At 71.1% G+C, this 23,299-nt stretch carries 19 protein-coding genes and 1 tRNA gene; 5 read left to right on the top strand and 15 right to left on the bottom strand.

The annotated features are described in order from the left end of the window. The first annotated feature begins 6 nt into the window (after positions 1–6). The 3 genes from GCL72_RS05365 to GCL72_RS05355 all read left to right on the top strand — a co-directional run bounded on the left by GCL72_RS05365 (position 7) and on the right by GCL72_RS05355 (position 4,165). Entirely contained in the window at positions 7–975 is a 969-nt protein-coding gene (locus GCL72_RS05365) for an SRPBCC family protein (RefSeq protein ID WP_153143693.1), read from the top strand. 177 nt (positions 976–1,152) lie between these two features. Then, complete coding sequence (locus GCL72_RS05360) at positions 1,153–2,637, top strand: glycoside hydrolase family 43 protein (RefSeq protein WP_153143692.1); 1,485 nt, start codon at positions 1,153–1,155, stop codon at positions 2,635–2,637. Between the two features lie 259 nt (positions 2,638–2,896). Beyond that, the gene (locus GCL72_RS05355; protein WP_153143691.1) at positions 2,897–4,165 is read left to right on the top strand and encodes a M20 metallopeptidase family protein; all 1,269 of its coding nucleotides are present in this window, start codon (positions 2,897–2,899) and stop codon (positions 4,163–4,165) included. A 46-nt stretch (positions 4,166–4,211) separates the two neighbouring features. Here the strand turns inward: GCL72_RS05355 and GCL72_RS05350 are convergent, their stop codons facing one another. From GCL72_RS05350 to GCL72_RS05280, 15 genes are all read right to left on the bottom strand, one after another. Continuing rightward, the gene (locus GCL72_RS05350) at positions 4,212–4,751 is read right to left on the bottom strand and encodes a hypothetical protein (protein ID WP_153143690.1); all 540 of its coding nucleotides are present in this window, start codon (positions 4,749–4,751) and stop codon (positions 4,212–4,214) included. A gap of 501 nt (positions 4,752–5,252) precedes the next feature. Further along, a tRNA-Arg gene (locus tag GCL72_RS05345) sits at positions 5,253–5,325 on the bottom strand. A 50-nt stretch (positions 5,326–5,375) separates the two neighbouring features. After that, the gene (locus tag GCL72_RS05340; protein ID WP_153143689.1) at positions 5,376–5,717 is read right to left on the bottom strand and encodes an antibiotic biosynthesis monooxygenase family protein; all 342 of its coding nucleotides are present in this window, start codon (positions 5,715–5,717) and stop codon (positions 5,376–5,378) included. Positions 5,718–5,783: 66 nt separating this feature from the next. Next, a complete protein-coding gene (locus GCL72_RS05335; protein WP_153143688.1) occupies positions 5,784–6,839 on the bottom strand; it encodes an Rv2578c family radical SAM protein in 1,056 nt (351 codons plus the stop codon). Between the two features lie 58 nt (positions 6,840–6,897). After that, positions 6,898–7,641 carry a hypothetical protein gene (locus tag GCL72_RS05330; RefSeq protein WP_153143687.1) on the bottom strand — a complete coding sequence of 248 codons (744 nt, stop codon included), beginning with the start codon at positions 7,639–7,641 and terminating at the stop codon, positions 6,898–6,900. A 67-nt stretch (positions 7,642–7,708) separates the two neighbouring features. After that, positions 7,709–8,572, bottom strand: a complete 864-nt coding sequence (purU, locus tag GCL72_RS05325) for a formyltetrahydrofolate deformylase (RefSeq protein ID WP_153143686.1) — start codon at positions 8,570–8,572, stop codon at positions 7,709–7,711. Beyond that, positions 8,551–9,270 (bottom strand): sarcosine oxidase subunit gamma, encoded by a 720-nt coding sequence (locus GCL72_RS05320; protein ID WP_153143685.1) that lies wholly within the window; start codon positions 9,268–9,270, stop codon positions 8,551–8,553. Before GCL72_RS05320 ends, purU begins: the two co-directional genes overlap by 22 nt. Next, positions 9,263–12,169, bottom strand: coding sequence for an FAD-dependent oxidoreductase (locus GCL72_RS05315; RefSeq protein ID WP_153143684.1), 2,907 nt, complete (start codon positions 12,167–12,169; stop codon positions 9,263–9,265). The genes GCL72_RS05320 and GCL72_RS05315 overlap by 8 nt, the downstream gene beginning before the upstream one ends. Beyond that, positions 12,166–12,480 (bottom strand): sarcosine oxidase subunit delta, encoded by a 315-nt coding sequence (locus GCL72_RS05310; protein WP_153143683.1) that lies wholly within the window; start codon positions 12,478–12,480, stop codon positions 12,166–12,168. The genes GCL72_RS05315 and GCL72_RS05310 overlap by 4 nt, the downstream gene beginning before the upstream one ends. A gap of 25 nt (positions 12,481–12,505) precedes the next feature. Then, positions 12,506–13,723 carry a sarcosine oxidase subunit beta family protein gene (locus GCL72_RS05305; RefSeq protein WP_153143682.1) on the bottom strand — a complete coding sequence of 406 codons (1,218 nt, stop codon included), beginning with the start codon at positions 13,721–13,723 and terminating at the stop codon, positions 12,506–12,508. Continuing rightward, positions 13,723–15,015, bottom strand: a complete 1,293-nt coding sequence (gene glyA / locus GCL72_RS05300) for a serine hydroxymethyltransferase (RefSeq protein ID WP_153143681.1) — start codon at positions 15,013–15,015, stop codon at positions 13,723–13,725. The genes GCL72_RS05305 and glyA overlap by 1 nt, the downstream gene beginning before the upstream one ends. Before the next feature lie 73 nt (positions 15,016–15,088). Further along, positions 15,089–16,588: an L-serine ammonia-lyase gene (locus GCL72_RS05295; RefSeq protein WP_153143680.1), complete on the bottom strand. Its 1,500-nt coding sequence runs from the start codon at positions 16,586–16,588 to the stop codon at positions 15,089–15,091. Beyond that, positions 16,585–17,865 (bottom strand): aromatic ring-hydroxylating oxygenase subunit alpha, encoded by a 1,281-nt coding sequence (locus GCL72_RS05290; protein ID WP_246161032.1) that lies wholly within the window; start codon positions 17,863–17,865, stop codon positions 16,585–16,587. Before GCL72_RS05290 ends, GCL72_RS05295 begins: the two co-directional genes overlap by 4 nt. 97 nt (positions 17,866–17,962) lie before the next feature. After that, positions 17,963–19,174, bottom strand: coding sequence for an NAD(P)/FAD-dependent oxidoreductase (locus tag GCL72_RS05285; RefSeq protein WP_170289572.1), 1,212 nt, complete (start codon positions 19,172–19,174; stop codon positions 17,963–17,965). A gap of 14 nt (positions 19,175–19,188) precedes the next feature. Next, positions 19,189–19,533 (bottom strand): bifunctional 3-phenylpropionate/cinnamic acid dioxygenase ferredoxin subunit, encoded by a 345-nt coding sequence (locus GCL72_RS05280; RefSeq protein ID WP_153143678.1) that lies wholly within the window; start codon positions 19,531–19,533, stop codon positions 19,189–19,191. A gap of 139 nt (positions 19,534–19,672) precedes the next feature. On the opposite strand from GCL72_RS05280, the gene GCL72_RS05275 reads away from it, so the two are divergent. Both GCL72_RS05275 and GCL72_RS05270 read left to right on the top strand, forming a co-directional pair. Beyond that, positions 19,673–20,449, top strand: coding sequence for an IclR family transcriptional regulator (locus GCL72_RS05275; protein WP_153143677.1), 777 nt, complete (start codon positions 19,673–19,675; stop codon positions 20,447–20,449). Positions 20,450–20,597: 148 nt separating this feature from the next. Further along, complete coding sequence (locus GCL72_RS05270; protein WP_153143676.1) at positions 20,598–23,141, top strand: GcvT family protein; 2,544 nt, start codon at positions 20,598–20,600, stop codon at positions 23,139–23,141. Positions 23,142–23,299: the final 158 nt, after the last annotated feature.

The following is a 23,299-nucleotide window of genomic DNA, read 5'->3' as shown; positions in this document are numbered from 1 at the left end:
CGCATCATGCCCATCACTGCAGTCGACAAGAACACCGACGAGCTGACCCTGACGATCACCGCCGAGTTCCCCGTCAGCCGCCGACGCCTCTGGGACGCCTACAGCGACCCGCGGCAGATCGAGCGGTTCTGGGGTCCGCCGGAGTATCCGGCGACCTTCCATCGCCACGACATGGCGCCCGGCGGCCGCACCCTCTATTCGATGACCGGCCCGGAGGGCGACACGCACTTCGGCTTCTGGGAGTACCTCGCCGTGGAGGAGCCGGTCTCCTTCGAGGTGGTCGACGGCTTCTGCGACGCCGACGGCGAGCGCAGCACCGACCTGCCGACGATGCGCATGGTCTACCGCTTCGAGGAGACCGCCGTCGGATCGCGGCTGGTCGCACGGACCTTCTTCAACTCGACCGAGGAGCTGGAGCAGCTGCTGGAGATGGGCATGGAGGAGGGCACCCGGGCCGCGATGGGGCAGATCGACGCCGTCGTCGCCGACGCGGAGCGCTTCGCCGCCGAGCGCGGCACCACCGTCCAGCCGCTCACCGAGACCACCGTGCGCCTGGCGCGGATCGTCGCCGGCTCCCCCGAGCAGGTCTGGCGGGCCCACCACGACCCGGACCAGCTGCGCCGCTGGATGCTGGGCCCCGACGGGTGGTCGATGACGCGCTGCGAGGTACCCGAGGAGCTCGGCCCCTACCACTACGAGTGGACCTCGGACGCCGACGAGCGCTTCGGCTTCACCGGAGAGGTCACCGAGGCGCGCCCGCCGGTGCGCGAGGTGACCACCGAGCGGCTGACCGGCACCGACGGGCCCACGACGACGAACGTGCTCACGCTGACTCCGCTCGACGGCACCACGCTGGTGACGCTGCACATCACCTATCCCGACGTCGAGATCCGCGACCAGGTGCTGGACACCGGCATGGCCGACGGCCTGGAGGCCAGCTACGCCCGGCTGGAGCGGGAGGTCCTGGCCGGCTGAGCCGTGCAGGGCTCGCCCTCCGCACAGGGTCCGCACACGGGGCGGGACGCGGCGACGGTTCCGTCGCCGCCTCCCGCCCCGTCGTGCAACCTGGCTCACACCTCGGGTGTTACATCGATGTAGAACCCGGCTTGCGCCCTGAGGAGGATCCACGACCCCGACCGCAGGAGGACGACTGTGCTGCACCGAGCCTCCGCCGCGCTGACCGCGGCGACCGCCCTGACGCTGAGCTCCGCCGCCCCGCCGGGCAGCCATCCCGGCGGCCGCGCCATGCCCGAAGACCCCGAGCACACCGACGTGGAGGTCCACGACCCATCGGCGGTCGCCGCCGGCGACGAGACCTGGGTCTTCGGCTCCCATCTGGCCGCCGCCTCCACGGAGGACTTCATCACCTGGGAGCAGGAGGCGAACCTGCCCACCCCGGAGAACCCGCTCTTCGACGACGTCACGACCGAACTCGCCGAGACCTTCGCCTGGGCGGAGACCGACACCCTCTGGGCTCCGGACGTCTTCCAGCTGGCCGACGGCCGCTACGCCATGTACTACAACGCCTGCGAGGGATCCTCGCCGCGCTCGGCGATGGGCATCGCCGTCTCCGACGACGTCGACGGCCCCTACGAGGACCAGGGCATCATCCTGCGCTCGGGCCACCGCGAGGGCGAGGGCCCCGCGGAGGACGGCACGCCCTACGACGCGACCGTCCACCCGAACGTCGTCGACCCGGACGTCTTCCGCGACGCCGAGGGCACGCTGTGGATGGTCTACGGCTCCTACTCCGGCGGCATCTTCATCCTGGAGCTCGACGAGGAGACCGGCGAGCCGCTGCCCGGCCAGGGATACGGCAAGCATCTGATGGGCGGGAACCACAGCCGCATCGAAGCGCCGTCGATGATGCACGACCCGGAGACCGGCTACTACTACCTGTTCACCTCCTTCGGCGGGCTGAGCGCCGACGGCGGGTACACCATGCGCGTGGCGCGCTCGACGTCGCCGGACGGCCCCTTCCACGACGCCGCCGGGCACCGGATGGACGAGGTCGCCGCCGATCCGAGCGAGCCGATCTTCGACGACGAGTACATCGAGCCCTTCGGCACAGTGGTGATGGACGGTTTCCAGCTCTCCGCGGACGCCGCGGGCGCCGACCCGCAGTCCGTACAGGATCTGGGATACGTCTCCCCCGGCCACAACACCACCTTCCGTGACCCGGAGACCGGGAGGATGGAGCTGATCTTCCACACCCGCTTCCCGGGCGAGGGCGAACGGCACCAGGTCCGCACCCATCGGATGCAGATGACCGAGGACGGCTGGCCGGTGGCCGCTCCGCTGCAGGAGTCGGGTGAGCCGATGGAGAGGGTGCTCCGCCCCGGTGTGCCCGGCGAGTACGAGCTGGTCGCCCACAGCCGCGAGATCTCGGCTGAGCCGGCCCCGACGCGGACGGTGACGCTCCGCGGAGACGGGACGATCGTCAACGCCGGGGGCGAGGCGGTCGGCACCTGGCGGCTCCAGGCGCAGAACCGCGCGGTGATCACCCTGGACGGCGTCGAGCACGACGGCATCTTCGCCGAGCAGGTGGATCCCGCCGGCGGCGATCCGGCAGTCACGCTCAGCGCGCTCTCCGAGGGCGGCGACGCGCTCTGGGGCGTCAGGACGACCTCGGACTGACCCCGACCGCGGCGTGATCTCGCTCTCCCGCCCGCCGGGCCGACCCCCGGCAGGGCGGGAGAACGTCCGGATGCTCCTCGCACAGCCCTCAGAGTCGTCAGGCACCATACGGTGCAGCGGCCATCAGGCCAACTATGCCTGTCAGACCGCTGTGCCGACGCTGCGCACGCCTGACGCCGCGGGGCGAGAGGTCCCCTGACGGCGAACTCTCCAGACGCGCGCTCCGTCGACGGCCCGACGAGCGGACGGAGCAGAGTTCATGACGACATCACCGACACATCCCGAGGCCTCGGAGACCCGATCTGCGGGCGAGCTGACCGCGGAGGCCCGCGAGATGCTGCCCGAGCTGGTCACGCTGCGACGCCGACTGCACGGCGACCCGGAGCTCGGCCTCGACACTCCGCGCACCCAGCGCCGCGTGCTCGAGGCCCTCGACGGCCTGGGTCTGGAGATCACCACCGGCGCGACGGCGACCTCGGTGGTCGCCGTGCTGCGCGGTGCGCTCCCCGGACCGACGGTGCTGCTGCGCGGCGACATGGACGGACTGCCGCTGGACGAGGACACCGGCCTGGACTTCGCCGCCGAGAACGGCGCGATGCATGCCTGCGGCCACGACCTGCACACCGCCGGCCTCGTCGGCGCCGCCCGTCTGCTGGCCGCCCGCCGCGACGAGCTCGCCGGGGACGTGCTCTTCATGTTCCAGCCCGGAGAGGAAGGCGCGGGCGGCGCCCAGGTGATGATCGACGAAGGGCTGCTCGACACGACCGGCTCGCGTCCGGAGGCGGCCTATGCCCTGCACGTCGCCCCGGGGCCGCGCGGCGTCGTCGCCACCCGGCCGGGGGCCGCGATGGCCGGCTCCTCCTCGCTGACCATCACGGTGCACGGCCGCGGCGGCCACGGCTCTCAGCCGCATCGCGCCCAGGATCCGGTGCCGACCGCGGCCGAGATCGTCCAGGGGCTGCAGACGATGGTCGCCCGCCGCTTCGACGCCTTCGAGCCGGTGGTCCTGTCCGTCACCCAGCTGAGCACCGACGCCGGCGCGGTGAACATCATCCCGGACACTGCGACGCTCCAGGCCACAGTGCGCACCACCTCCGAGACGGCCGTCGAGCAGCTGCGCGAGGAGCTGCCCCGCCTGGCCGAGGGCATCGCCTCCGCCCATGGAATGGGCGCCGAGGTCGATTTCGAGGTGCTCTACCCGCCCACGATCAACGACGCCGCGCGCACCGCCGAATGCCTGGACGTCCTCCGCGAGACCCTGGGCGCCGAGCGCGTGGTGTCCATGGACCGCGCGGCGATGGGCTCGGAGGACTTCGCCTTCGTGCTCCAGCAGGTGCCGGGGACCTTCTTCATGCTGCTGGCCGGACCGGAGGATCCGCAGGCCTCGCGCGAGGTCAACCACTCGCCGCGGGTGATCTTCGACGACTCGGTGCTCGCCGAGGCCGCCGCGGCGCTGGCGACGCTCGCCCATGCGCGACTCGCCTCCGACTCCGCCGTCTCGGGAGACGTCTCCGCGACGACCGGCTGAGACGGCGCGGCCCCGGCGCTGCCGCCGGGGCCGCGCCGGCAGGTGGTCAGACCTTCTCGCTCGCGGCCTCCTCGTCGCTGATCGCCTCGACGGTGAGGACGCCGGCAGGCTCGCTGTCCCCCTCGCGGTCCAGCTCCGAGAACCGCACCCGGGCTCCATTCGGGAGCGCGACTTTGAACTCGTCGTCGTGGGCGGAGCTGACCAGCAGGTTCCGTGCGCGCTGAAGAGTGCTGACCACATCGGTGGAGGCATCGAGCCAGCGGCGTTCCTTCTCGGAGTCGAACTCCTGGACCGGGACTTCATAGACCGTCACACCGCCGCGGTGCGAGGAGTACCAGTACATCACCGAGAGCAGGGAGTGCAGATTCACCCGGGAGATCAGCAGGTCGTCGTCGGGGCCGCCTCCGGAGTGCAGCTCGATGCGCCGCACCCGCGGTGCGTCCTCCTCGGGGTACAGCGGATCCGGCTGGGGCTCGCCGATGTGCACCTTGCTGTAGACGAGGTGCTCCTCCAGCCAGGCGAAGAAGGCCGGCAGGGTGCCGGTGAATCCATCACCGGCAGGGTCATAGGTCGTGTGCTCTGACATGCGGGGCGTCTCCCGGTGATGGTCTCGATGATCGCGGAGGCACCGGCCCCTGGCCGGCACCCTCCGTGACGACGATGCATCGTCGAGCGACGTGATCACCGTCACGGATCGCGCCCCACTCTACGGGGTCGACGACACGGACGGGAGACCCGCGTCGGATGATGACGCCCGGCGGAACAGACACGGCGTGGAGCTGCAGGTCGGATCAGCAGCATGGCGTCGAGGCAACGGGGCCCCGATGCTAAGAACCACGCGTCGCCGCCCCTTCTGGAAACGGACCACACGGACACCGACGACGGAGATACCAGCCTCGGCGAGGACCCCAGACGTGACGAACCGATGACACGCCCTGGGGCTATACACACATCGTGGCCGCTGACCCACATCCGCAGAACGTGCCGAGCAATGTACCGAGCAGCCCGCTCCCAGAGCATCTGCCGCAGATACGAAGAAGGCCCTGCATCGCCGTGACCACGGCGATGCAGGGCCTTCCCGACAGTGTGCCCCCGGCAGGAATCGAACCTGCGGCCTTCGGTACCGGAAACCGACGCTCTATCCCCTGAGCTACGGAGGCGGGGTCCTGAACGGATGAGCCGTTCGACGACCAGATCAGATTACCAGGAGCTAGCCTGTGACTGAAACTCGGTAGCTCCACAGCTCCGAGGACATGCCCACCGGAGCCTTCTTCTCACCCGGCTCCTCTCCGGAGCCGCCCTCCGCATCATCGCCGGAGCGGCTGTGGGAGCGCTGGAACTGCTCGGAGTTCCGCCAGTTCTCGTAGTCCTGCTCGGAGGTCCAGCGGGTGATGACCAGCCAGGTGGTGCGGTCATCCGTGGGCTCGAGCAGCTCGAAACCCTCGAAGCCCGGAGTGCCCTCCATGGAGCCATGCCGGGCGGCGAAGCGGCGGCCCAGCTCGTCGCCGGCGTCGGCGGGTACGGTGATCGCATTGATCTTGATGACGCTCATGGCTCCATTCTGCCATCGGGGTCGTGCCATCGGCGCCATCCGCCGGGGCCGACCGCCCCTCCGCTCTCAGAACAGCGCCGGCTGCGCCGGCGAGGCGGCGATCTTGGTGATCGCCGAGTCCGGACCGCCTGCCGGGTGACGACGACGCCGCCAGACGTCGTCGTCACCCCGAGCTGCCGCGGGGCGATCGAAGCCGTGACGCCGTCGGGCCGCTGCGGCCTGCCGCTCCAGCCAGGACCGATATCCCGCCGCGGCATAGGAACCCTCGCGATAGAGCCGGCGGTAGCGGCCGACCAGCTCTGGGTGCTCGCGGGCGAGCCACTGCAGGAACCACTCGCGTGCCCCGGGACGCAGATGCAGGGCGCCGGCGGTCACGTCGGAGGCCCCCGCGTCGGACAGCGCGGCGTGGAGGCCGTCGACCTGCTCGGGGGCGTCGCTGAGCCACGGCAGGATCGGCATGGCCAGTACTGAGCACTCCAGACCGGCGTCGGTGATCGACCGGATCAGGCCCAGCCGAGCCCGCGGATCCGGGGTGCCCGGCTCGATGCGCTGCTGCAGCTGCGGGTCGACCATCGCCAGCGAGACCGCCACGGAGACCGGCACCAGCTGGGCGGCCTCCTGCAGCAGGGGCAGATCCCGCTTCAGCAGCGGGCCCTTGGTCAGGATCGAGAACGGCGTCCCCGACTCGGCGAGCGCGCGGATGACCCCCGGCATCAGGCGGTAGCGCCCTTCAGCGCGCATGTAGGGATCCGAGTTGGTGCCCAGCGCGACGTGCTCACGCGTCCACGACGGACGAGAGAGCTCGGCGCGGAGCACCTCGGCGATGTTGGTCTTGACGATGATCTGACTGTCGAAGTCCCGCCCGGAGTCCAGGTCCAGATACTCATGAGTCTTACGGGCAAAGCAATAGACGCACTGGTGCAGGCACCCCCGCGTCGGATTGATCGTCCAGTCGAAGGGCATGGCCGACTGGCTCGGCACGCGATTCAGCGCCGTCTTCGCGGCGACCTCGTGGAACGTCACACCGTCGAACTCCGGGGTGCGCACGCTGCGGATCATGCCCTTCAGCGGGATGAGCGCCGCAGACTCCCCCTCCTGGACCTTCTGGGATTCCCACCGCATGGCCACATTCGAACATAGTTTCGAATATGTGTCGAGAGCGTTGCATGCACCGTCGAACTCAGCCGAGCAGCGCCGTCGCGGATCCTGCGGCCGCGGCGACCAGCAGCAGCGAGCCGACCGCACGCGCCGTGGCCGTCGCGGCGGGTTCGTCGGCGGCTGCGTCGCCGCTCCGGCGACGTCGGAGCGCCCGCACGGGAGCGCGCAGCGGCACGCCCACGCCGAGTCCCACCGCGGCGACCGTCAGCAGCACGCGGTTGCCGGCCTCGAGCAGATCACCGCCGACGGAGGCCCCGGACAGCTGAGCGATCCCGACGGCGAGCGCCAGCCCGAGCAGACCGCCGAGGCCGGTCAGCAGCAACGCGCCCCGTGCCGTCGCCGAGCGCACGGACTTCCAGTCCGGCCCGCGGAACATCCAGGCTCCGACGGCGCCGACGCCGAGACAGAGCATCAGCGGCAGCTGGGCGCCGAGCAGCTCGCCGGTCGGCGTCGTCAGCCCGAGCATCGCCGCTCCGGCGGCGAGCACAGGGCCTGCGGCCGCCCGAGCCCCGTCCTCGGCCCACGCCGGCCACCAACCCAGCACGCGGAGCAGCGCTCCGGTCCCGGCCGCCAGCAGCGGGCCGGCGGCCTCGGTGCGGGCCGAGACCTGCGAGATGCTGAGCACCGCGCCGAGCAGGTCCTCGCCGGCCAGCGCTCGGGCGATGCGGTCGGCGACGACGGCGACGACCACGGCGAGCACCAGACCGGCGCGCACAGTGCGCGGCCGGCCGCGCGCCGGCAGGCGGGTCAGCTCGGAGGGGTTCATCGCGCCAGTCTAGGACGCCGCTCCCCCGGCCTCGTCGCCTGCCGCGCGCCGCCGACGCGTCAGCGCATCAGCGCAGCACCACCGTCTTGGTGCCGTGCAGGATCACCCGCCCCTCGGCGTGCCAGCGCACCGCATCGGAGAGCGCCTTGCACTCGGTGTCCCGTCCGGCGGCGACCAGATCGTCGGGCCCGTAGGTGTGATCGACCCCGACGACGCTCTGCGCGATGATCGGACCTTCGTCCAGCTCGCTGTTGACGTAGTGCGCCGTCGCCCCGACCGTCTTGACCCCCCGCTCGTACGCCTGGTGGTAGGGCTTCGCGCCCTTGAAGCTCGGCAGGAAGGAATGGTGGATGTTGATCACCCGTCCCTCCATCCGCGTCGCCAGCGAGTCGCTGAGGATCTGCATGTAGCGGGCCAGCACGACCAGATCGATCGACATCCGGTCGACCAGATCCAGCAGCTGCTGCTCGGCCTGCGGCTTGGACTCCGGCGTGACCGGGATGTGGAAGAACGGGATGTCGTGCCACTCGACGAGTCCCCGGTGATCATCATGGTTCGAGGCCACTGCGACGATGTCGATCGGCAGATCGCCCTTCCGGGCGCGGAAGAGCAGATCGTTCAGGCAGTGCTCGAACTTCGAGACCATCACCAGCACGCGAGGGCGCTCCCCCGGGCGACGCAGCCCCCAGTTCATGCCGAAGCGCTCGGCCACCGGTGCCAGGTCCCGCTCGACCTGCTCGGGCGTCGAGGCCTCCTCGGAGCCGCGCTCCGCCCGGGCCCGCAGGAAGAAGTGCTCTTCACGGGGATCGTTGAACTGCGCGAGCTCCATGATGTTGTAGCCGTGCTCGAGCAGCACGCCGCTCACGGAGTGGACGATCCCCAGAGTGGAGGGACAGTCCAGGGTCAGGATCATGCCATCGTCGCCGGCCATGCGGCCTCCTCACGCGAGTCGGGAGTGGATGCGGACGCCGGGTCGGCCGCCGCGTCGGGGGCGGCGTCGGAGGCGCCGTCCGATGCCGGGAGGCGATGCTCGCGCACTGCGTCGAGCAGCCACAGGGCCGTGTACTCGGCGAAAGAGGCGCGCGGCAGGACACGCCAGGCGTCCTCCGCCGTCCGCCAGAGCAGCACGGCCGCCGGCCCGAGAGTGGTGGTCACGGCCGTGCCCGCCGGGAAGACCCGCGGATGCAGATCCGCCGGCGATCCCTTGTCCAGCACGTCTCGGGCGGCCGATCCGCCGAGCTCGACGATCGTCCGGTTCGCCGAGAGGTCCACGACCTGCCCGGGCTCGGACCCGAGGGCGTCCTGGAGACGGGGGACGAGCTCGGCACGCTCCGGCGGGGCGACGACGAGGAACTCGTCGGGTCCCAGCCAGAGGACGGCGACGTCGGCGGCGTCGCCGGTGACCTCGCCGACGCGGGCCGGCAGCTCGACGCCGAGCGCTCCGGCCAGCGCACGGTGGGCGGCGGTGCCGGGCACCGCCCGCAGGCCGATCTGGGTGGTGAACGGCCGCTCGCCCAGCCGGATCGTCGACGGGGCGGACTGCGACACCTCCTCGAGTCGGCGGTGCAGATGCGCCAGCGGCGCGCGCTTCAGCTCGTCGGGGCCCTGGGTGAACAGGATGTCAGCCATCGCGGCGGCTCCCTTCGGGGTCGTAGAGGACAGTGGGCGAGACGACGACCTCGACAGGCTGATCGTCGACGACGGCGTGCAGCGTCTCGCCGAGGCGGTTCCGCCCCTCGGCGATCAGCGCCAGGCCGAAGGTCCGCTCCAGCGCCGCCGAATCGTAGGAGGAAGTCACCCAGCCCTCCATGGGCACCGGGTACTGTGTCAGGTCCGTGGCGGCGTCGACGAGCTGCGCACCTTCAGGCAGGCGCAGTCGCGTGTCCACCGGCAGCACCGAGACCAGATGCTTGCGGTCCTCCCGTCGGGTGTCGGGACGGTCGAAGGACCGTTTGCCGATGAAGTCCTTGTACTTCGAGACCACCCAGTCCATCCCGGCGTCCTGCGGGGTGACAGTGCCGTCGGTGTCCTGGCCGACGATGATGAAGCCCTTCTCCGCCCGGAGCACGTGCATCGTCTCGGTCCCGTAGGGCGTGATGCCGTGGGGCTCCCCCGCCGCAGCGACGTCCTCCCAGACCTGCAGCCCGTACCAGGAGGCCACGTTGATCTCGAAGGCCAGTTCGCCGGAGAAGGAGATCCGGCAGATCCGCGCGGGGATGCCGGAGGCCAGCACGGTCTCGCGGAAGCCCATGAACTCGAAGCCCTCGACGGAGACGTCCAGGTCCGGGGCCAGCTCGGCGATGATGTCCCGGGAGCGCGGCCCGACGACGGCGACCGTCGCGTACTGCTCGGTCACCGAGGTGCAGGTCACGTCCAGCTCGGGCCACTCGGTCTGCAGCCACTCCTCGAGCCAGTCCAGCACTCCGGCGGCACCGCCGGTGGTGGTGGTCATCAGGTACCGGTCCTCGGCCAGCCGCAGCGTGACGCCGTCGTCGAAGATCATCCCGTCCTCGCCGCACATGACGCCGTAGCGGCCCTTGCCCACGGCGAGCTTCTTGAAGCCGTTGGTGTAGATGCGGTTGAGGAACTCGCCGGCGTCGGCGCCGCGGATCTCGATCTTGCCCAGCGTGGTGGCGTCCATGAAGGCCGCCGACTCGCGCGCCGCGGCGCACTCGCGCAGCACGGCTTCGTCCATCGTCTCGCCCCCGCGGGGGAAGTACCAGGGCCGCTTCCACTGGCCGACGTCCTCGAACTCGGCTCCCTGCGCCACATGCCAGGAGTGCATCGGAGACACCCGGGCGGGGTCGAAGAGGTCGCCGCGCCGCGTGCCGGCCAGGGCGGCGAAGGCCACCGGAGTGTACGGCGGCCGGAAGGCGGTCAGCCCGATCCCCTCCGGGTTCTCCCGGCCGAGCAGCCGCGCCAGGGCGGCCACCAGGGCGGCGCTGCTGGTCTTGCCCTGGTCATGGGCGGTGGAGATCGAGGTGTAGCGCTTCACATGCTCCACCGAGCGCATGCCCGCTCCGGTGGAGCGCATCACGTCGGCGATCGTCTGATCCCGCTGGAAGTCGACGAAGTGATTCCGATAGGCCTCCCGGCCCTCGCCGTCCAGCGGCGGCACCAGCCACACCGGCGCCGCCGGAGTGATCTCCTCGACGGGAGCCTGCGGGATCGAGGGCTCGCGGGAGAAGCCGACATCGACGGCGGACGCCGCCCCGGCCTGCGCGCCCTCGGCGAGCGCCCCGGCGAGATCGAACGTGCCGCCCACCGCGCCGGCGGTGCGCTGGCCGGTCACCGGGGACTCCGGCACGAAAGCCGCGAGCGACGGCTCCCAGCGGATCCGGCCCTGACGCTGGGTGTGCAGGTGGATCGCCGGGGAGAAGCCGCCGGAGAGCGCGAGCACATCGGTCTCGACGGCCTTCACGAAGCCGGTCAGCGTGCCGTCCTCGGCGACCGGGCTGATGATCGCCGAGCTGAGCACCCCATCCTCGTCGCCCTCGGTGTGGGCGACCACCGAGCCGGTGTGCACCGGCACCCCGGCCTCCTGGGCCCGGGCGGCCCGCGGCGAGAGCTCCGGGCGGGAGTCGACGACGGCGACGACCTCTCCCCCGACCCGACGGAGGTCGTCAACGAGGTCGTAGGCCTGGTCGCCGGTGGTGGCGACGACGGTCCGGTCGCCGACGAGCACGCCGTGGCGGTTCAGGTACCGCTGCACCGCCCCGGCGAGCATGATGCCCGGCCGGTCGTTGTGCGCGAAGACCATGTGGCGCTCGTGGGCGCCGGTGGCCAGCACGACCTGGCCGGCCCGGATGTGCCAGACCCGTTCGCGGGAGACGCCGTCGCCCGGCGGCCGCGTCCAGTGGGCGGTGCGCCGCTCGACGGCCACCATGTAGTTCGCGTCATAGCTGCCGACCACGGTGGTCCGCTGCAGATGCATCGCCTCCGGGTGGTCCGCCAGCTCGCCCTCGACGCCGCGGATCCAGGAGCGGGCCGGCTGACCGTCGATCTGGGCGCCGGGGCGGACGTCGAGGCTCCCGCCGGCCTCGGGCTGCTCGTCCAGCAGCATGACGCGGGCGCCCGAGCGGGCCGCCTCACGGGCGGCGGCCAGTCCGGCGGGACCGGCGCCGACGACGAGCACGTCGGTGTGGACGTGCTTATGGTCGTAATAGGCCTCGTCGGGGCCGGGATCCAGGGTGCCGAGCCCGGAGAGCAGCTCGACCTCCATGCCGTCGACCAGCTCGACGGTCGGCGCCGAGAGCATCGACTCGCGGGCCTGGCCGGGGTGCGGCGAGCGCACCGAGAGCAGGCCGTTGGGCTCCTCGACGCCGGCGGCCATGAGGCCGCGGGGCCGGCCGCGGTAGATGGAGTCGCCGACGCGGATCCGGCCGGAGGCCAGCAGCGCACTGGCCACGGTGTCGCCCTCGACGCCGACGAGCTCCTCCCCTTCGAGGTGCAGTCGACGCGACCGGGCGGGTTCGATGCGGGCGTGCGGGGCGGCCGCCGTGGGGACTCGTCGGGGTGTCGCCGTCATGCGTGTCCTCCTTCGGACGTGGTGGACTCGGCCGGGCGTCCGCCCGGGGGCCGGGGGCCGATCGGCTCCACCGACTGGACCTCGTAGGTGATGGTGTTCCGCACCGCGTTGAACCATCTCCGGCAGCCGGCGGAGTGGACCCAGCGCTCGGCGAACAGCCCTTTGGGGTTCTCCCGGTAGAAGAGGTGGCGCGCCCAGGCGGCGTCGTCGAGCGCGTGGGGGTCCTCCGGGTAGGAGACGTGGGCCTGGCCGCCGTAGGCGAACTCAGTCTCATTGCGCGGCCCGCAGTGCGGGCAGGGGATCAGCATCATGGTGGGACCTCTGCGGGGACGGGGGTCAGTGGGCGACGCCGGCGGCGCCGTGCTCGTCGATGAGGAAGCCGGTCTCGAAGCGCTCCAGCGAGAACGGCACGTTGAGCGGATGCGGCTCGTCGTGGGCGATCGTGTGGGCGAAGGTCATCCCCGAGGCGGGGGTGCCCTTGAACCCTCCGGTGCCCCAGCCGCAGTTCACGTAGAGCTGGTCGACCGGCGTCTTCGAGATGATCGGCGAGGCGTCGAGGGTCGTGTCGACGACTCCGCCCCAGGTCCGCAGCACGTGGGCGCGGCCGAACATCGGGAAGAGCTCGACGGCGGCGGCCATCTGGTCCTCGATGACGTGGAATCCTCCGCGCTGCCCGTAGCCGACGTACTGGTCGATGCCCGCGCCGAGGACCAGCTCGCCCTTGTGCGCCTGGGAGACGTAGACGTGCACGTGGTTGGACATCACCACCGTCGGATGCACCGGCTCGAAGAGCTCGGAGACCAGCGCCTGCAGCGGATGCGACTGGATCGGCAGCTGCACTCCGGCCATCTCCGCGACCTGGGAGGAATGCCCGGCCGCGGCGAGGCCGACCTTGCCGGCGTGGATGCGGCCCTGGGTCGTCTCGACGCCCACCACGCGCTCGCCGTCCTTGACGAAGCCGGTGACCTCGCAGTTCTGGATGAGGTCAACGCCCAGCTCGTCGCAGCGGCGGGCCAGCGCCCAGGCGACGTGGTCATGCTTCGCGATGCCCGCCCGCGGCTGGTAGGTCGCGCCCATGATCGGGTACCGGATGTCGTCTCCGGTGTTGATGATCGGGCAGACCTCCTCGACCTCCTCGGGGGTCAGCCACTCGGCGTCGACGCCGTTGAGCCGGTTGGCCTCCACGCGGCGCCGGGACTCCCGGACGTCTCCCAAGGTGTGGGCCAGGTTCAGCACGCCGCGCTGGGAGAAGAGGAAGTCGTAGTCCAGCTCCTCGGGCAGCTGCTCCCAGAGCTTCAGCGACTGCTCGTAGATCGCCGCGCTCTCGTCCCACAGGTAGTTGGAACGGATGATCGCGGTGTTTCGGGCCATGTTCCCGCCGGCCAGCCAGCCACGTTCGACGACGGCGACGTTCGTGATCCCGTGGTGCGCGGCCAGGTAGTAGGCGGTGGTCAGCCCATGACCTCCCCCGCCGACGATGACCACGTCGTAGGAGGACTTGGGCTCCGGGTTCCTCCAGAGGAATTCCGGGTGTTCGGGCGGCGGCACGGCCATCAGGCGACCTCCTCGATCGCGGGCTCCAGGTGGGGGTACAGCGGGAAGCGCGCGGCCAGCGCGGCGACCCGATCGCGCAGCTCGGCGAGCTCGCCGTCGGTCAGCTGCGGTGCGAGGGCGACGGCGATGAGGTCGGCGACCTCGGCGAACTCCTCGTCGCCGAAGCCTCGGGCGGCCAGCGCCGGCGTGCCGATCCGCAGCCCCGAGGAGATCTTCGGCGGACGCGGGTCGAAGGGCACGGCGTTGCGGTTGACCGTGATGCCGATCTCATGCAGCCGGTCCTCGGCCTGCCGGCCGTCCAGCTCGGCGTCGCGGAGGTCGACCAGCACCAGGTGCACGTCGGTGCCGCCGCTGACCAGCCGGATGCCGGTGGCCGCGACGTCCGGCTCGCTCAGCCGGCCGGCGAGGATCTGGGCGCCGGAGAGCGTGCGCTCCTGACGGTCCCGGAAGGCGGCCGAGCCGGCGTGCTGGAAGGCGACCGCCTTGGCGGCGATCACATGCTCGAGCGGACCGCCCTGCTGGCCGGGGAAGACTGCGGAGTTGATCTTCTTCGCCAACGACTCCCGCGAGAGGATCACTCCGCCGCGCGGCCCGCCCAGGGTCTTATGCGTGGTGGTGGTGACGACGTCGGCGTACGGGACCGGCGAGGGGTGCAGCCCGGCGGCGACCAGGCCGGCGAAGTGGGCCATGTCCACCATCAGCCAGGCCCCGACCTCGTCGGCGATCTCGCGGAAGGCGGCGAAGTCCAGCTGCCGCGGGTAGGCCGACCAGCCGGCGATGATCACCCGCGGACGGTGCTCGCGGGCCAGTCGGGCGACCTCCTCCATGTCGATGCGGTGGTCGCCCTCCTCCACGCCGTAGGAGACGACGTGGTACAGCCGGCCGGAGAAGTTCAGCCGCATCCCGTGGGTCAGGTGTCCGCCGTGGGCCAGGTCCAGGCCGAGGATCGTCTCCCCCGGCTCGAGCAGAGCCATCAGCGCCGCGGCGTTGGCCTGCGCCCCGGAGTGCGGCTGGACGTTGGCCGCCTCGGCGCCGAAGAGGTCGCGGATCCGGTCGAGGGCGAGCTGCTCGACGCGGTCGACATGCTCGCAGCCGCCGTAGTAGCGGGATCCGGGATAGCCTTCGGCGTACTTGTTGGTCAGCACCGACCCCTGGGCCTCCATCACCGCCGGCGAGGTGAAGTTCTCGGAGGCGATCATCTCCAGGGTGGTGCTCTGTCGGTGGAGCTCCGCGTCGATCGCCGCGGCGATCTCCGGGTCCTCCTCGCGCAGCGAGGCGACGGAGTCGGTCATGGTCTCTCCTAGTAGGGGTCTCGGATGTCCAAGGACGGTCCGCACGGCGGGCGACGCTGCCCGCCGTGCGGACTCAGCACTCGACGACGGACACGGCCAGTCCGCCGAGCGCGGTCTCCTTGTATTTGTGGGACATGTCCGCGCCGGTCTCGCGCATCGTGTCGATGACCTGATCGAGGCTCACCCGGTGCTCGCCGTCGCCCATCAGCGCCATCCGCGCCGCGTTGACCGCCTTGGTCGCCGCGATCGCGTTGCGCTCGATGCAGGGCACCTGCACCAGACCGCTGACCGGGTCGCAGGTCAGTCCCAGGTTGTGCTCCATGGCGATCTCCGCGGCGTTCTCCACCTGCTCGACGGAGCCGCCGAGGACCTCGCAGAGACCGGCGGCGGCCATCGACGACGCCGAGCCGACCTCGCCCTGGCAGCCGACCTCGGCTCCGGAGATCGAGGCCTGCTCCTTGTAGAGCACCCCGATCGCCCCGGCGGTCAGCAGATAGGTCGTCACGATGTCGTCGCGGTCGGCCTCGTCGGCGAACGTGGCGCCGGGCCCGTAGTGCGTGGCGTAGAACCCGACGGCGGGGATGATGCCGGCGGCTCCGTTGGTCGGGGCGGTGACGACCCGGCCGCCGGAGGCGTTCTCCTCGTTGACGGCCAGCGCCACCAGGTTCACCCACTCCTGCCAGTAGGCATGGCTGCGGTCGGGATCCCGCTCCATCAGCTGGGCGTGCCAGTCGCCGGTGCGGCGTCGGACCTTCAGCCCGCCGGGAAGCGGACCGATGCGGCGACGGGCGGAGTCCTTGCTCTCCTCCATCACCTGCCAGATCTCCAGCAGTCCGGAGCGCACCTCGGCCTCGGAGCGGGAGACGCACTCGTTGGCCAGCATGATCCGGGACAGCGGCAGCTGCTCGCGCCGGGAGATCTCGAGCAGCTCGGCGGCGGTGCGGAAGGGGAAGGGGACCTCGCCCGTCCTCTCCGACGGCTCCTCCACAGTCATCTCCGTCGAGCTCTCCGCCGGATCCTGCGTCGAGTCCTGCGCCGGGTCCTGCCCCGCGGCGTCCTCGGCGACGCCGACCCGATCGGAGACCTCGTCGCCCTCGGCGACGACGAATCCGCCGCCCACCGAGTAGTAGGTCTCCACGGCGATGTCGGCGCCAGCCGCATCGCGGGCCGTCAGCTGCATCGCGTTGCTGTGCCGTTCGAGCATGGTCAGCGGCCGCTGGACGAAGTCCTCCTCGCGCAGGGCGATGTCATGCCGCACCCCGAGCTGCGCGCCCACCTGGACCAGTCCGTCGGCGCGCATCCCCTCCAGGCGCTCGTCGACCTGCTCGGGACGGATCGTCTCCGCCGCCCAGCCCTCGAGGCCCAGCAGCACGGCGCCGAAGGTGCCGTGTCCGGCGCCGGTGGCGGAGAGCGAGCCGAAGAGGTCCACCCGGATCTCGGCGACGCGGTCCAGCGCCTCGGGGCGCACCAGATGCTCGTCGACGAAGCGGCGCGCCGCGCGCAGCGGCCCGACGGTGTGCGAGGAGGAGGGGCCGATGCCGACGCTGAACAGGTCGAAGACGCTGATGGTCATGGTGTCGACCGCACTGCGGAGGAGGCCTCCGCCGAGTTCTCCCCAGCGTCCTCGACGACGTCCTCTGCGGCATGCTCCGCGACAGCCTCGGCCTCTGCCGCCGGACCCTCCGACGAGGATGCGGTCGGCATCCCGATCGACTCGTACCACCAGGAGTGGAACTCGGCGATGTGATGCTCGCTGGGGACCAGCGCCCCGCCGCCGCGGTATGCGGTCGAGGACATCGAGGGCTGCGTCAGTTCGCAGGCGTTGAAGTCCTGCTGGTTGACGCGGTGGAAGAGCTCGACCGACTTGCTCACGTCCAGGGTTCCGGCGTTGATCTGCTCGACGACCTCGGGCAGGAAGAGCCAGTCGCAGACCACGGTCGTCCGGCTCTCCGAGATCGGGAACATCCGGTGGATGATCACGTGGTCCGGGACGGTGTTGATGAACACCTGGGGGCGGACGGTGATCGCGTAGTACTTGCGCTCCTGGTCGGGCGCGACTGCCGGCAGCTCCGAGACTCCGGAGGACCCGTCGACGGTGAAGCCTTCGACCTCGCCGCCGAAGGAGGCCCCGTGGACCTGGCCGCCGGCGCGCTGCGAGGCCAGCCCGTCCGCGAACTCCGGGATGACCTCGGTCAGCTCCGGGTGGATCGTCGCGCAGTGGTAGCACTCCATGAAGTTCTCGATGATGAGCTTCCAGTTCGCCTGCACGTCATACGTCTTGGTCTCGCCGCAGGCGAGGTTCTCGATGCCGTAATTGTCGATGGACTCGACCTCGCCGAAGCTGGTGCGGACCTCGCCCAGGACCGTGTCCTCGAAGGAGGGCGGGTCCTCGGCGAGGCAGACCCAGACGTAGCCCAGCCACTCCCGGACGTGGACGGACTTGAGGCCGTACTCCTGCCGGTCGACGTCGGGCATCGACGTCAGGTTCGGCGCCGCCACGAGCTCGCCGTCCAGCCCGTAGGTCCAGGCGTGGTATCCGCACTGCAGCGTCTTGTTCCGCCCCTCGCCGGTGGTGCACACGCGCATGCCGCGGTGGCGGCAGACGTTGAAGTACGCCGCGATCCCGGACTTGCGGGTGCGCACCAGGATGATCTCCTCGCGGCCGATCGTGGCGGTCTTCCACTGCCCGGCGGTCGACAGCGAGTCGGCGCGGAGCACGCAGTTCCACTGACGCTCGAAGATGTGCTCCTGCTCGCGGGCGAAGATCTCCGGGTCGGTGTAGGCCTCCCCCGGAGGCGTCGGCTTCAGGGACGAGCCGGGCAGGGGCTCTTCCAGGTGGTCGATGATCATGGATGTCCTCTTTCTGCAGGGGCTGTTCCGTGGCTGGGCGGCGGGCCGCCCGCGACGCCGACGCTTCGGGGGCGCGCCGGGGGCTCGTCGCAGATGGTCAGGCGACCAGGGCCGGCTCGGTGCGCACCTGGCGCTGCTTGCGCCAGCGCTTGACCTCGCGCAGCCGGTTGAAGCCGAGGATGCCGACCTCGGCGCCCTCGCGGAGGTAGCTGACCAGCAGGTCGTTCGTCTCGATCGAGCCGTCGACCACGCGGACCTCGTCCGCCAGGCCGATGCGCCCGGCGCCCTGGATCCGGACCTCGTACTGCTCGGACCAGAAATAGGGCTCCTGGAAGGGCGCGGGCGGGATGCCGGTGAGCGAGGCGGCCAGGATGCCGGCCTGCTCCACCGCCTCCTGCCAGTGCCCGACCGGCCGCAGCCCGGAGGCCTGGGAGGCCCATTGGGCGCAGTCGCCGGCGGCCCAGATGCCGGGCATGCCGGTGAATCCGGTGTCGTCGCAGAGGATCGCGCCGGTCACCGGGTCGAGGCTCAGGATCCCCTCGCGCAGCCAGGCGGTGGACGGCGTCGCACCGATGGCGCAGATGACGATGTCGGCCTCGACGGTCTGGTCGTCGGCCAGGACGAGCTCCTGACCGCCGGGGACGTCGTTGACCTCCGAGGCCCGGGCGGGCGAGGTGAAGGCGACGTCGCGCCGCTCGTGCAACGCCCGCACCGCCTCGCCGACCGGCGCTCCGAGGCGCGCGGCGCCGGGGTTGTGCTCGCTGGCGGCGACGGTCACCTCCGCCGCGCCGCGCTCGACGCAGGTCGCCGCGGCCTCCAGGGCGAGGAAGCCGCCGCCGACGATGGCCACGCGCTGGTCCTCGATGGCGCGGCCGCGCAGAGCCACCGCGTCGTCGACGTTGCGCAGCACGAAGGTGCCCTGGCCGGAGATGGGCAGCCGGCAGGCCTGGGCACCGGTGGCGAGGACGATGCTGTCGGCGCCGTGGAAGGTGCCGTCGGCGGTCTCCACGCCCAGCGGCTCGGAGGAGAGGTGCACGGCCGCAGAGCCGCCGGCCCAGGTCACGTCGAGGGGGTTCTCGGGGTCGTCGAGGACCAGGTGCTCGAAGGCCGCAGTCCCGCTGAGGAAGGCCTTGCTCAGCGCCGGACGGTCGTAGGCGGGGTGCAGCTCGTCGCCGAGCACGGTGATCGCGCCGAGGTGGCCGTTCAGGCGAGCGCCGCGGGCCACGTGATAGCCGGCGAGGCCGGAGCCGACGATGAGCAGGTGCCCGTCGGCGGGGAGACCGGGATTCAGCGGGTTGATCGGGCTCATGGTGCTCTCCTCCATCAGACGGTCACGCCGGGGGGCAGGTTGGGGGCGTCCTGAGAGAGTTCGACGAGGACGTCGTCGCCGTCGACCTCGACCTCGTGGACTCGGACGCCGCGTTTGGCGGGCGGCTGGTCGACGGCTCCGGTGCGGAGCGAGAAGGTGCTCTCGTGCAGCGGGCACTCGACCCGACAATCCTCGACCCATCCGGCCGCCAACGAGGCGTCCTGATGCGTACACGTGTCGTCGAGCGCATGGATCTCACCCTCCTCCGTCATGAAGATCGCGATCGGCGGACTGATCGAATCGATGCGGAGACCCTCCCCGGGAGTCAGGTCCTGCAGGGAACAGACGCGGAAACTCACTTGCCATCACCACCAGGCTGGAACTAGTGTTGCTTATAGAGCAACATGGTTTGCTGTGCGCAACATCTCGTGTGATAGAAATTACAGCTCGCATCACAGGACGGTCAAGCACCTCGGCCGATCAATTTGAGGAGGGCCCTTGAAGCCCGAGAACCTGAACCCCATCCAGTCCGTGGACCGCGCCGCACAGATCCTCCGCCTGCTGAGCGAGGAGCCGTCGATGACGATCACCGAGGTCGCCCGCGCACTCGACGTCCACCGCTCCACGGCCTTCCGGCTGCTCGGCACGCTGGAGCTGCACAACCTCGTCGAACAGGAGTCCGAGCGCGGCGCCTACCGCCTGGGTCTGGCGCTGCTGCACATGGCCAACTCGGTGGCCAGCCAGATGGACTTCACCAAGGACGCCCAGGCGTGCTGCGACGCCCTGGCCCGGCGCCTGAACGAGACGGTCAACATCGCCATCCTCGACGACGGGCACGCGGTGACGATCACCCAGGCCACCGACGACCAGATGCTCAGCGTCAGCCAGCAGTACGTGGGCCAGCGCGGCCCGCTGCACGCGACGTCGACGGGCAAGGTGCTGCTGGCTCACGCCGACGAGGAGGAGTTCGACCGGCAGCTCGAACGCGGCCTGGACAGCTTCACCGGCATGACGATGACCGACCCCGAGGTGCTGCGGAACGAGCTGGAGACCATCCGGCGGCGCAGCTGGGCCTCGGCCGTCGCGGAGTGGGAGCAGGGCATCAACGCCCTGGCAGTCCCGGTGCGCGGACAGGGCGGCCGCGTCGAGGCCGCCCTGTCCATCACTGCCCCCTCGTTCCGCCTGCCGGAGTCGCAGTTCACCGAGCTCGCCGAGGCGCTGAAGGCGCAGGCGCGCACCCTCGAGGCAAGGATGGGCCATCTCGGCGATCGCTGAGCCGGCCGAGCATGCCCCGACAGGAGGAGCTCTCGGCCGCGTCCAGGAAATCTGGAGGCCCTCCCCCTTGTGCGACAGATCACGGACTTTCTAGAGTTGGTTGCGCAGATAGAACACTGTTTTTCATAGTGCAACCAATGGAGGGCACATGTCCCAGCATGCCGCGGCGCACGAATCCCGCGTGGTCATCATCGGTCTCGGAGTCGTCGGTGCCGCGGTGGCCGACGAGCTGGTCCAACGAGGCTGGAAGGAGGTCACCGTCGTCGAGCAGGGCCCGGCCTACGAGACGGGCGGGTCCAGCTCGCACGCCCCCGGGTTCGTCTTCCAGACCTCCACGAACAAGGCGTCCTGCGAGCTCGCCCAGCGCACGCTGGACAAGCTCGACGGCGCCGAGGTCTCCGGCGAGTGGGTGATGAAGCGCGTCGGCGGCCTGGAGCTCGCCACGACCCCCGCGCGCGAGGCGGAGCTGCGGCGTCGCCGCGACGCCGCAGCCGCATGGGGCGTGCCGGCACGGATCATCTCCCCCGAGGAGGTGGCCGAGCTCTGGCCGGGCCTGGACACCGACCATGTGCTCAGTGCGCTCCACACCCCCACCGACGCCGTGGTCAAGGGCACGCGGGCCGTGGAGTTCCAGGCGCGCCGCGCGGAGGCCGGCGGCGCTCGGATCCTCAGCCGGACCCAGGTGACCGGCATCCGCCGGTCGGGCGACCGGGTCACCGGCGTCGACATCCGCCCGGTCGGCAGCGACGCCGAGCCGGAGCCGCTCGAGGCCGACCTCGTCGTCTCCTGCGCCGGCCTCTGGGGACCGAAGATGGCTCGCGAGCTGCTCGGCGTCGACATCCCGATGGTCCCGGTCGAGCACGGCTTCGGCTTCAGCCAGCCGCTGGACTCCCTGGCCAGCCTCGACGAGCAGACCGAGGTGGCCCGGCCGATGATCCGCCATCAGGATCACGCCATGTACTTCCGCGAATGGGGCTCGCGGATCGCGATCGGCGCCTACGAGCACCGCCCGCTGCCGGTGGACGACGACGAGATCGCCGACCCCGAGCAGGCCGAGCGCAGCGGCGTCCAGCCCTCCATCCATTCCTTCACCCGCCAGGACTTCGAGTCCTCCTGGGTCGAAGCGCAGAAGCTGCTGCCCGAGCTGCGCGACTCCACGCTCGACGACAGCCTGAGCTTCAACGGGATCTTCTCCTTCACCCCCGACGGCGGCCCGCTGCTCGGGCCGGTGCCCGGGGTCGAAGGGCTGTGGATGGCCCAGGCGGTGTGGGTGACCCAGTCGGCCGCCGTCGGCGAGGTCATGGCCGAATGGATCACCACCGGCAACCCGGGGATCGACACCCATGGCCTCGACCTCTCCCGCTTCGATCCGCTGATGATCTCGAAGCGCTGGGCGCGCGAACAGGGCGAGGAGTCCTACGACGAGGTCTACGACATCGTCCACCCCCGCTCGACGACGCTGCGCCTCCGGTGCCTGCGCACCTCGCCGTTCTACGAGCGCCAGCGCGGCCGCGGTGCGGCGTTCAGCTCGGCCACCGGCTGGGAACGTCCGCTGTGGTACGAGTCGAACGCCACCCTGCCGGACCGGAAGCCGGCGGTCCCCATGCTCGGCGACTCCCCGCTGCCCACCCGGGACCAGTGGGCCGCGCAGTACTGGAGCCCGCTGGTGGCGGTGGAAGCTCAGCGCCTGCGCGAGTCCGTCGGGCTGGTGGACATGTCCTCCCTGCCCCGGCTGGAGCTCTCCGGCCCCGGGGCGACGGAGTTCCTGGACGCCCTGGCGGACGAGGCGCAGCTCAGCCGCCGCGTGGGACGCTCCGTGGGCAGCATCGTCTACGCGCTCCTCCTCGACGATCGCGGAGGGGTCCTCTCCGACATCACGATCGCCCGCACCGGCGAGGAGACCTACCACTTCGGGACCAACGGCAACCAGGATGCCGCCTGGCTGCAGGCCCGCATGCGCGAGCACGGGGTGCAGCTGCACCTGTCCGACGCCGCCTCCGGCTCCTGCGGCCTCGGGCTCTGGGGGCCGAAGGCCCGCGAGGTCCTCTCCGAGCTGGTGGACGAGGACATCTCGCACGAGTCCTTCCGCTTCTACCGCTGCCGGGAGTTCTCCGTGGCCGGCGTGCCGGTGCTGGCGATGCGGCTCAGCTACGTCGGCGAGCTCGGCTGGGAGCTCTACACTCCGGCCGAGTTCGGCCGCTACCTCTGGGACGCGCTGATCACCGCCGGCCGGCCGCACGACATCCTGCCGGTGGGACGCCGCGCCTTCGAGAGCATGCGCCTGGAGAAGGGCATGCGCCTCTGGGGCGCCGACCTGACGCGGGAGCACACGCCGGCCGAGGCGGGCCTGGAGTTCGCCTGCCGCGGGGCCGCGCTCGAGAAGCTCGCCGCGCTCGGGGCCGACCAGCCGACGCGCCGCCTGGTCTGCCTGACCCTGGAGGACTCCTCACGGGTGCTGATGGGCCACGAGCCGGTCCACGATCCGCAGGACCCCGAAGGTCCGGCGATCGGCTACATCACCAGCGCCGACCAGGGCTACACCACGGGCCTGTCCATCGCCTATGCCTGGCTGCCGATCGAGCACGCCGCCGTCGGCACCGTCGTCGAGGCCTCCTACTTCGGCGAACGGCACCGCGCCACAGTGGCGCAGGATCCGCTCTACGACCCGACGGCCTCGCGCATGCGGGCCTGACCTCGGGGCCTCGTCCCCGTCCGGAACCTCGCCGGGCACGCACCGTCGCCCGCACCCCTCGTCCATCCCCCGCGAACAGGAGCATCATGCCGCATACCGTCGACGCCGTCGTCGTCACCGAGAAGAACGCCCCCGCCAGCGTGCAGTCGATCATCGTC

This window comes from Nesterenkonia halophila (assembly GCF_009467795.1).
Classification (GTDB): domain Bacteria; phylum Actinomycetota; class Actinomycetes; order Actinomycetales; family Micrococcaceae; genus Nesterenkonia; species Nesterenkonia halobia.
The sequence above is the reverse complement of the archived record's forward strand: the minus strand, read 5'-3'. Positions and strand labels throughout refer to the sequence as shown.

Bases quoted from the DNA above. Each gene is read 5' to 3' on its own strand.
- GCL72_RS05295 (WP_153143680.1), bottom strand. From the start codon at position 16,588: ATGACCATCAGCGTCTTCGACCTGTTCAGCGTCGGCATCGGCCCCTCC.
- GCL72_RS05320 (WP_153143685.1), bottom strand. From the start codon at position 9,270: ATGGCTGACATCCTGTTCACCCAGGGCCCCGACGAGCTGAAGCGCGCG.
- GCL72_RS05310 (WP_153143683.1), bottom strand. From the start codon at position 12,480: ATGATGCTGATCCCCTGCCCGCACTGCGGGCCGCGCAATGAGACTGAG.
- GCL72_RS05365 (WP_153143693.1), top strand. From the start codon at position 7: ATGCCCATCACTGCAGTCGACAAGAACACCGACGAGCTGACCCTGACG.
- GCL72_RS05335 (WP_153143688.1), bottom strand. From the start codon at position 6,839: ATGCGGTGGGAATCCCAGAAGGTCCAGGAGGGGGAGTCTGCGGCGCTC.
- GCL72_RS05355 (WP_153143691.1), top strand. From the start codon at position 2,897: ATGACGACATCACCGACACATCCCGAGGCCTCGGAGACCCGATCTGCG.
- GCL72_RS05350 (WP_153143690.1), bottom strand. From the start codon at position 4,751: ATGTCAGAGCACACGACCTATGACCCTGCCGGTGATGGATTCACCGGC.
- glyA (WP_153143681.1), bottom strand. From the start codon at position 15,015: ATGACCGACTCCGTCGCCTCGCTGCGCGAGGAGGACCCGGAGATCGCC.
- GCL72_RS05290 (WP_246161032.1), bottom strand. From the start codon at position 17,865: ATGATCATCGACCACCTGGAAGAGCCCCTGCCCGGCTCGTCCCTGAAG.
- purU (WP_153143686.1), bottom strand. From the start codon at position 8,572: ATGGCCGGCGACGATGGCATGATCCTGACCCTGGACTGTCCCTCCACT.
- GCL72_RS05270 (WP_153143676.1), top strand. From the start codon at position 20,598: ATGTCCCAGCATGCCGCGGCGCACGAATCCCGCGTGGTCATCATCGGT.
- GCL72_RS05305 (WP_153143682.1), bottom strand. From the start codon at position 13,723: ATGGCCGTGCCGCCGCCCGAACACCCGGAATTCCTCTGGAGGAACCCG.
- GCL72_RS05315 (WP_153143684.1), bottom strand. From the start codon at position 12,169: ATGACGGCGACACCCCGACGAGTCCCCACGGCGGCCGCCCCGCACGCC.
- GCL72_RS05285 (WP_170289572.1), bottom strand. From the start codon at position 19,174: ATGAGCCCGATCAACCCGCTGAATCCCGGTCTCCCCGCCGACGGGCAC.
- GCL72_RS05330 (WP_153143687.1), bottom strand. From the start codon at position 7,641: ATGAACCCCTCCGAGCTGACCCGCCTGCCGGCGCGCGGCCGGCCGCGC.
- GCL72_RS05340 (WP_153143689.1), bottom strand. From the start codon at position 5,717: ATGAGCGTCATCAAGATCAATGCGATCACCGTACCCGCCGACGCCGGC.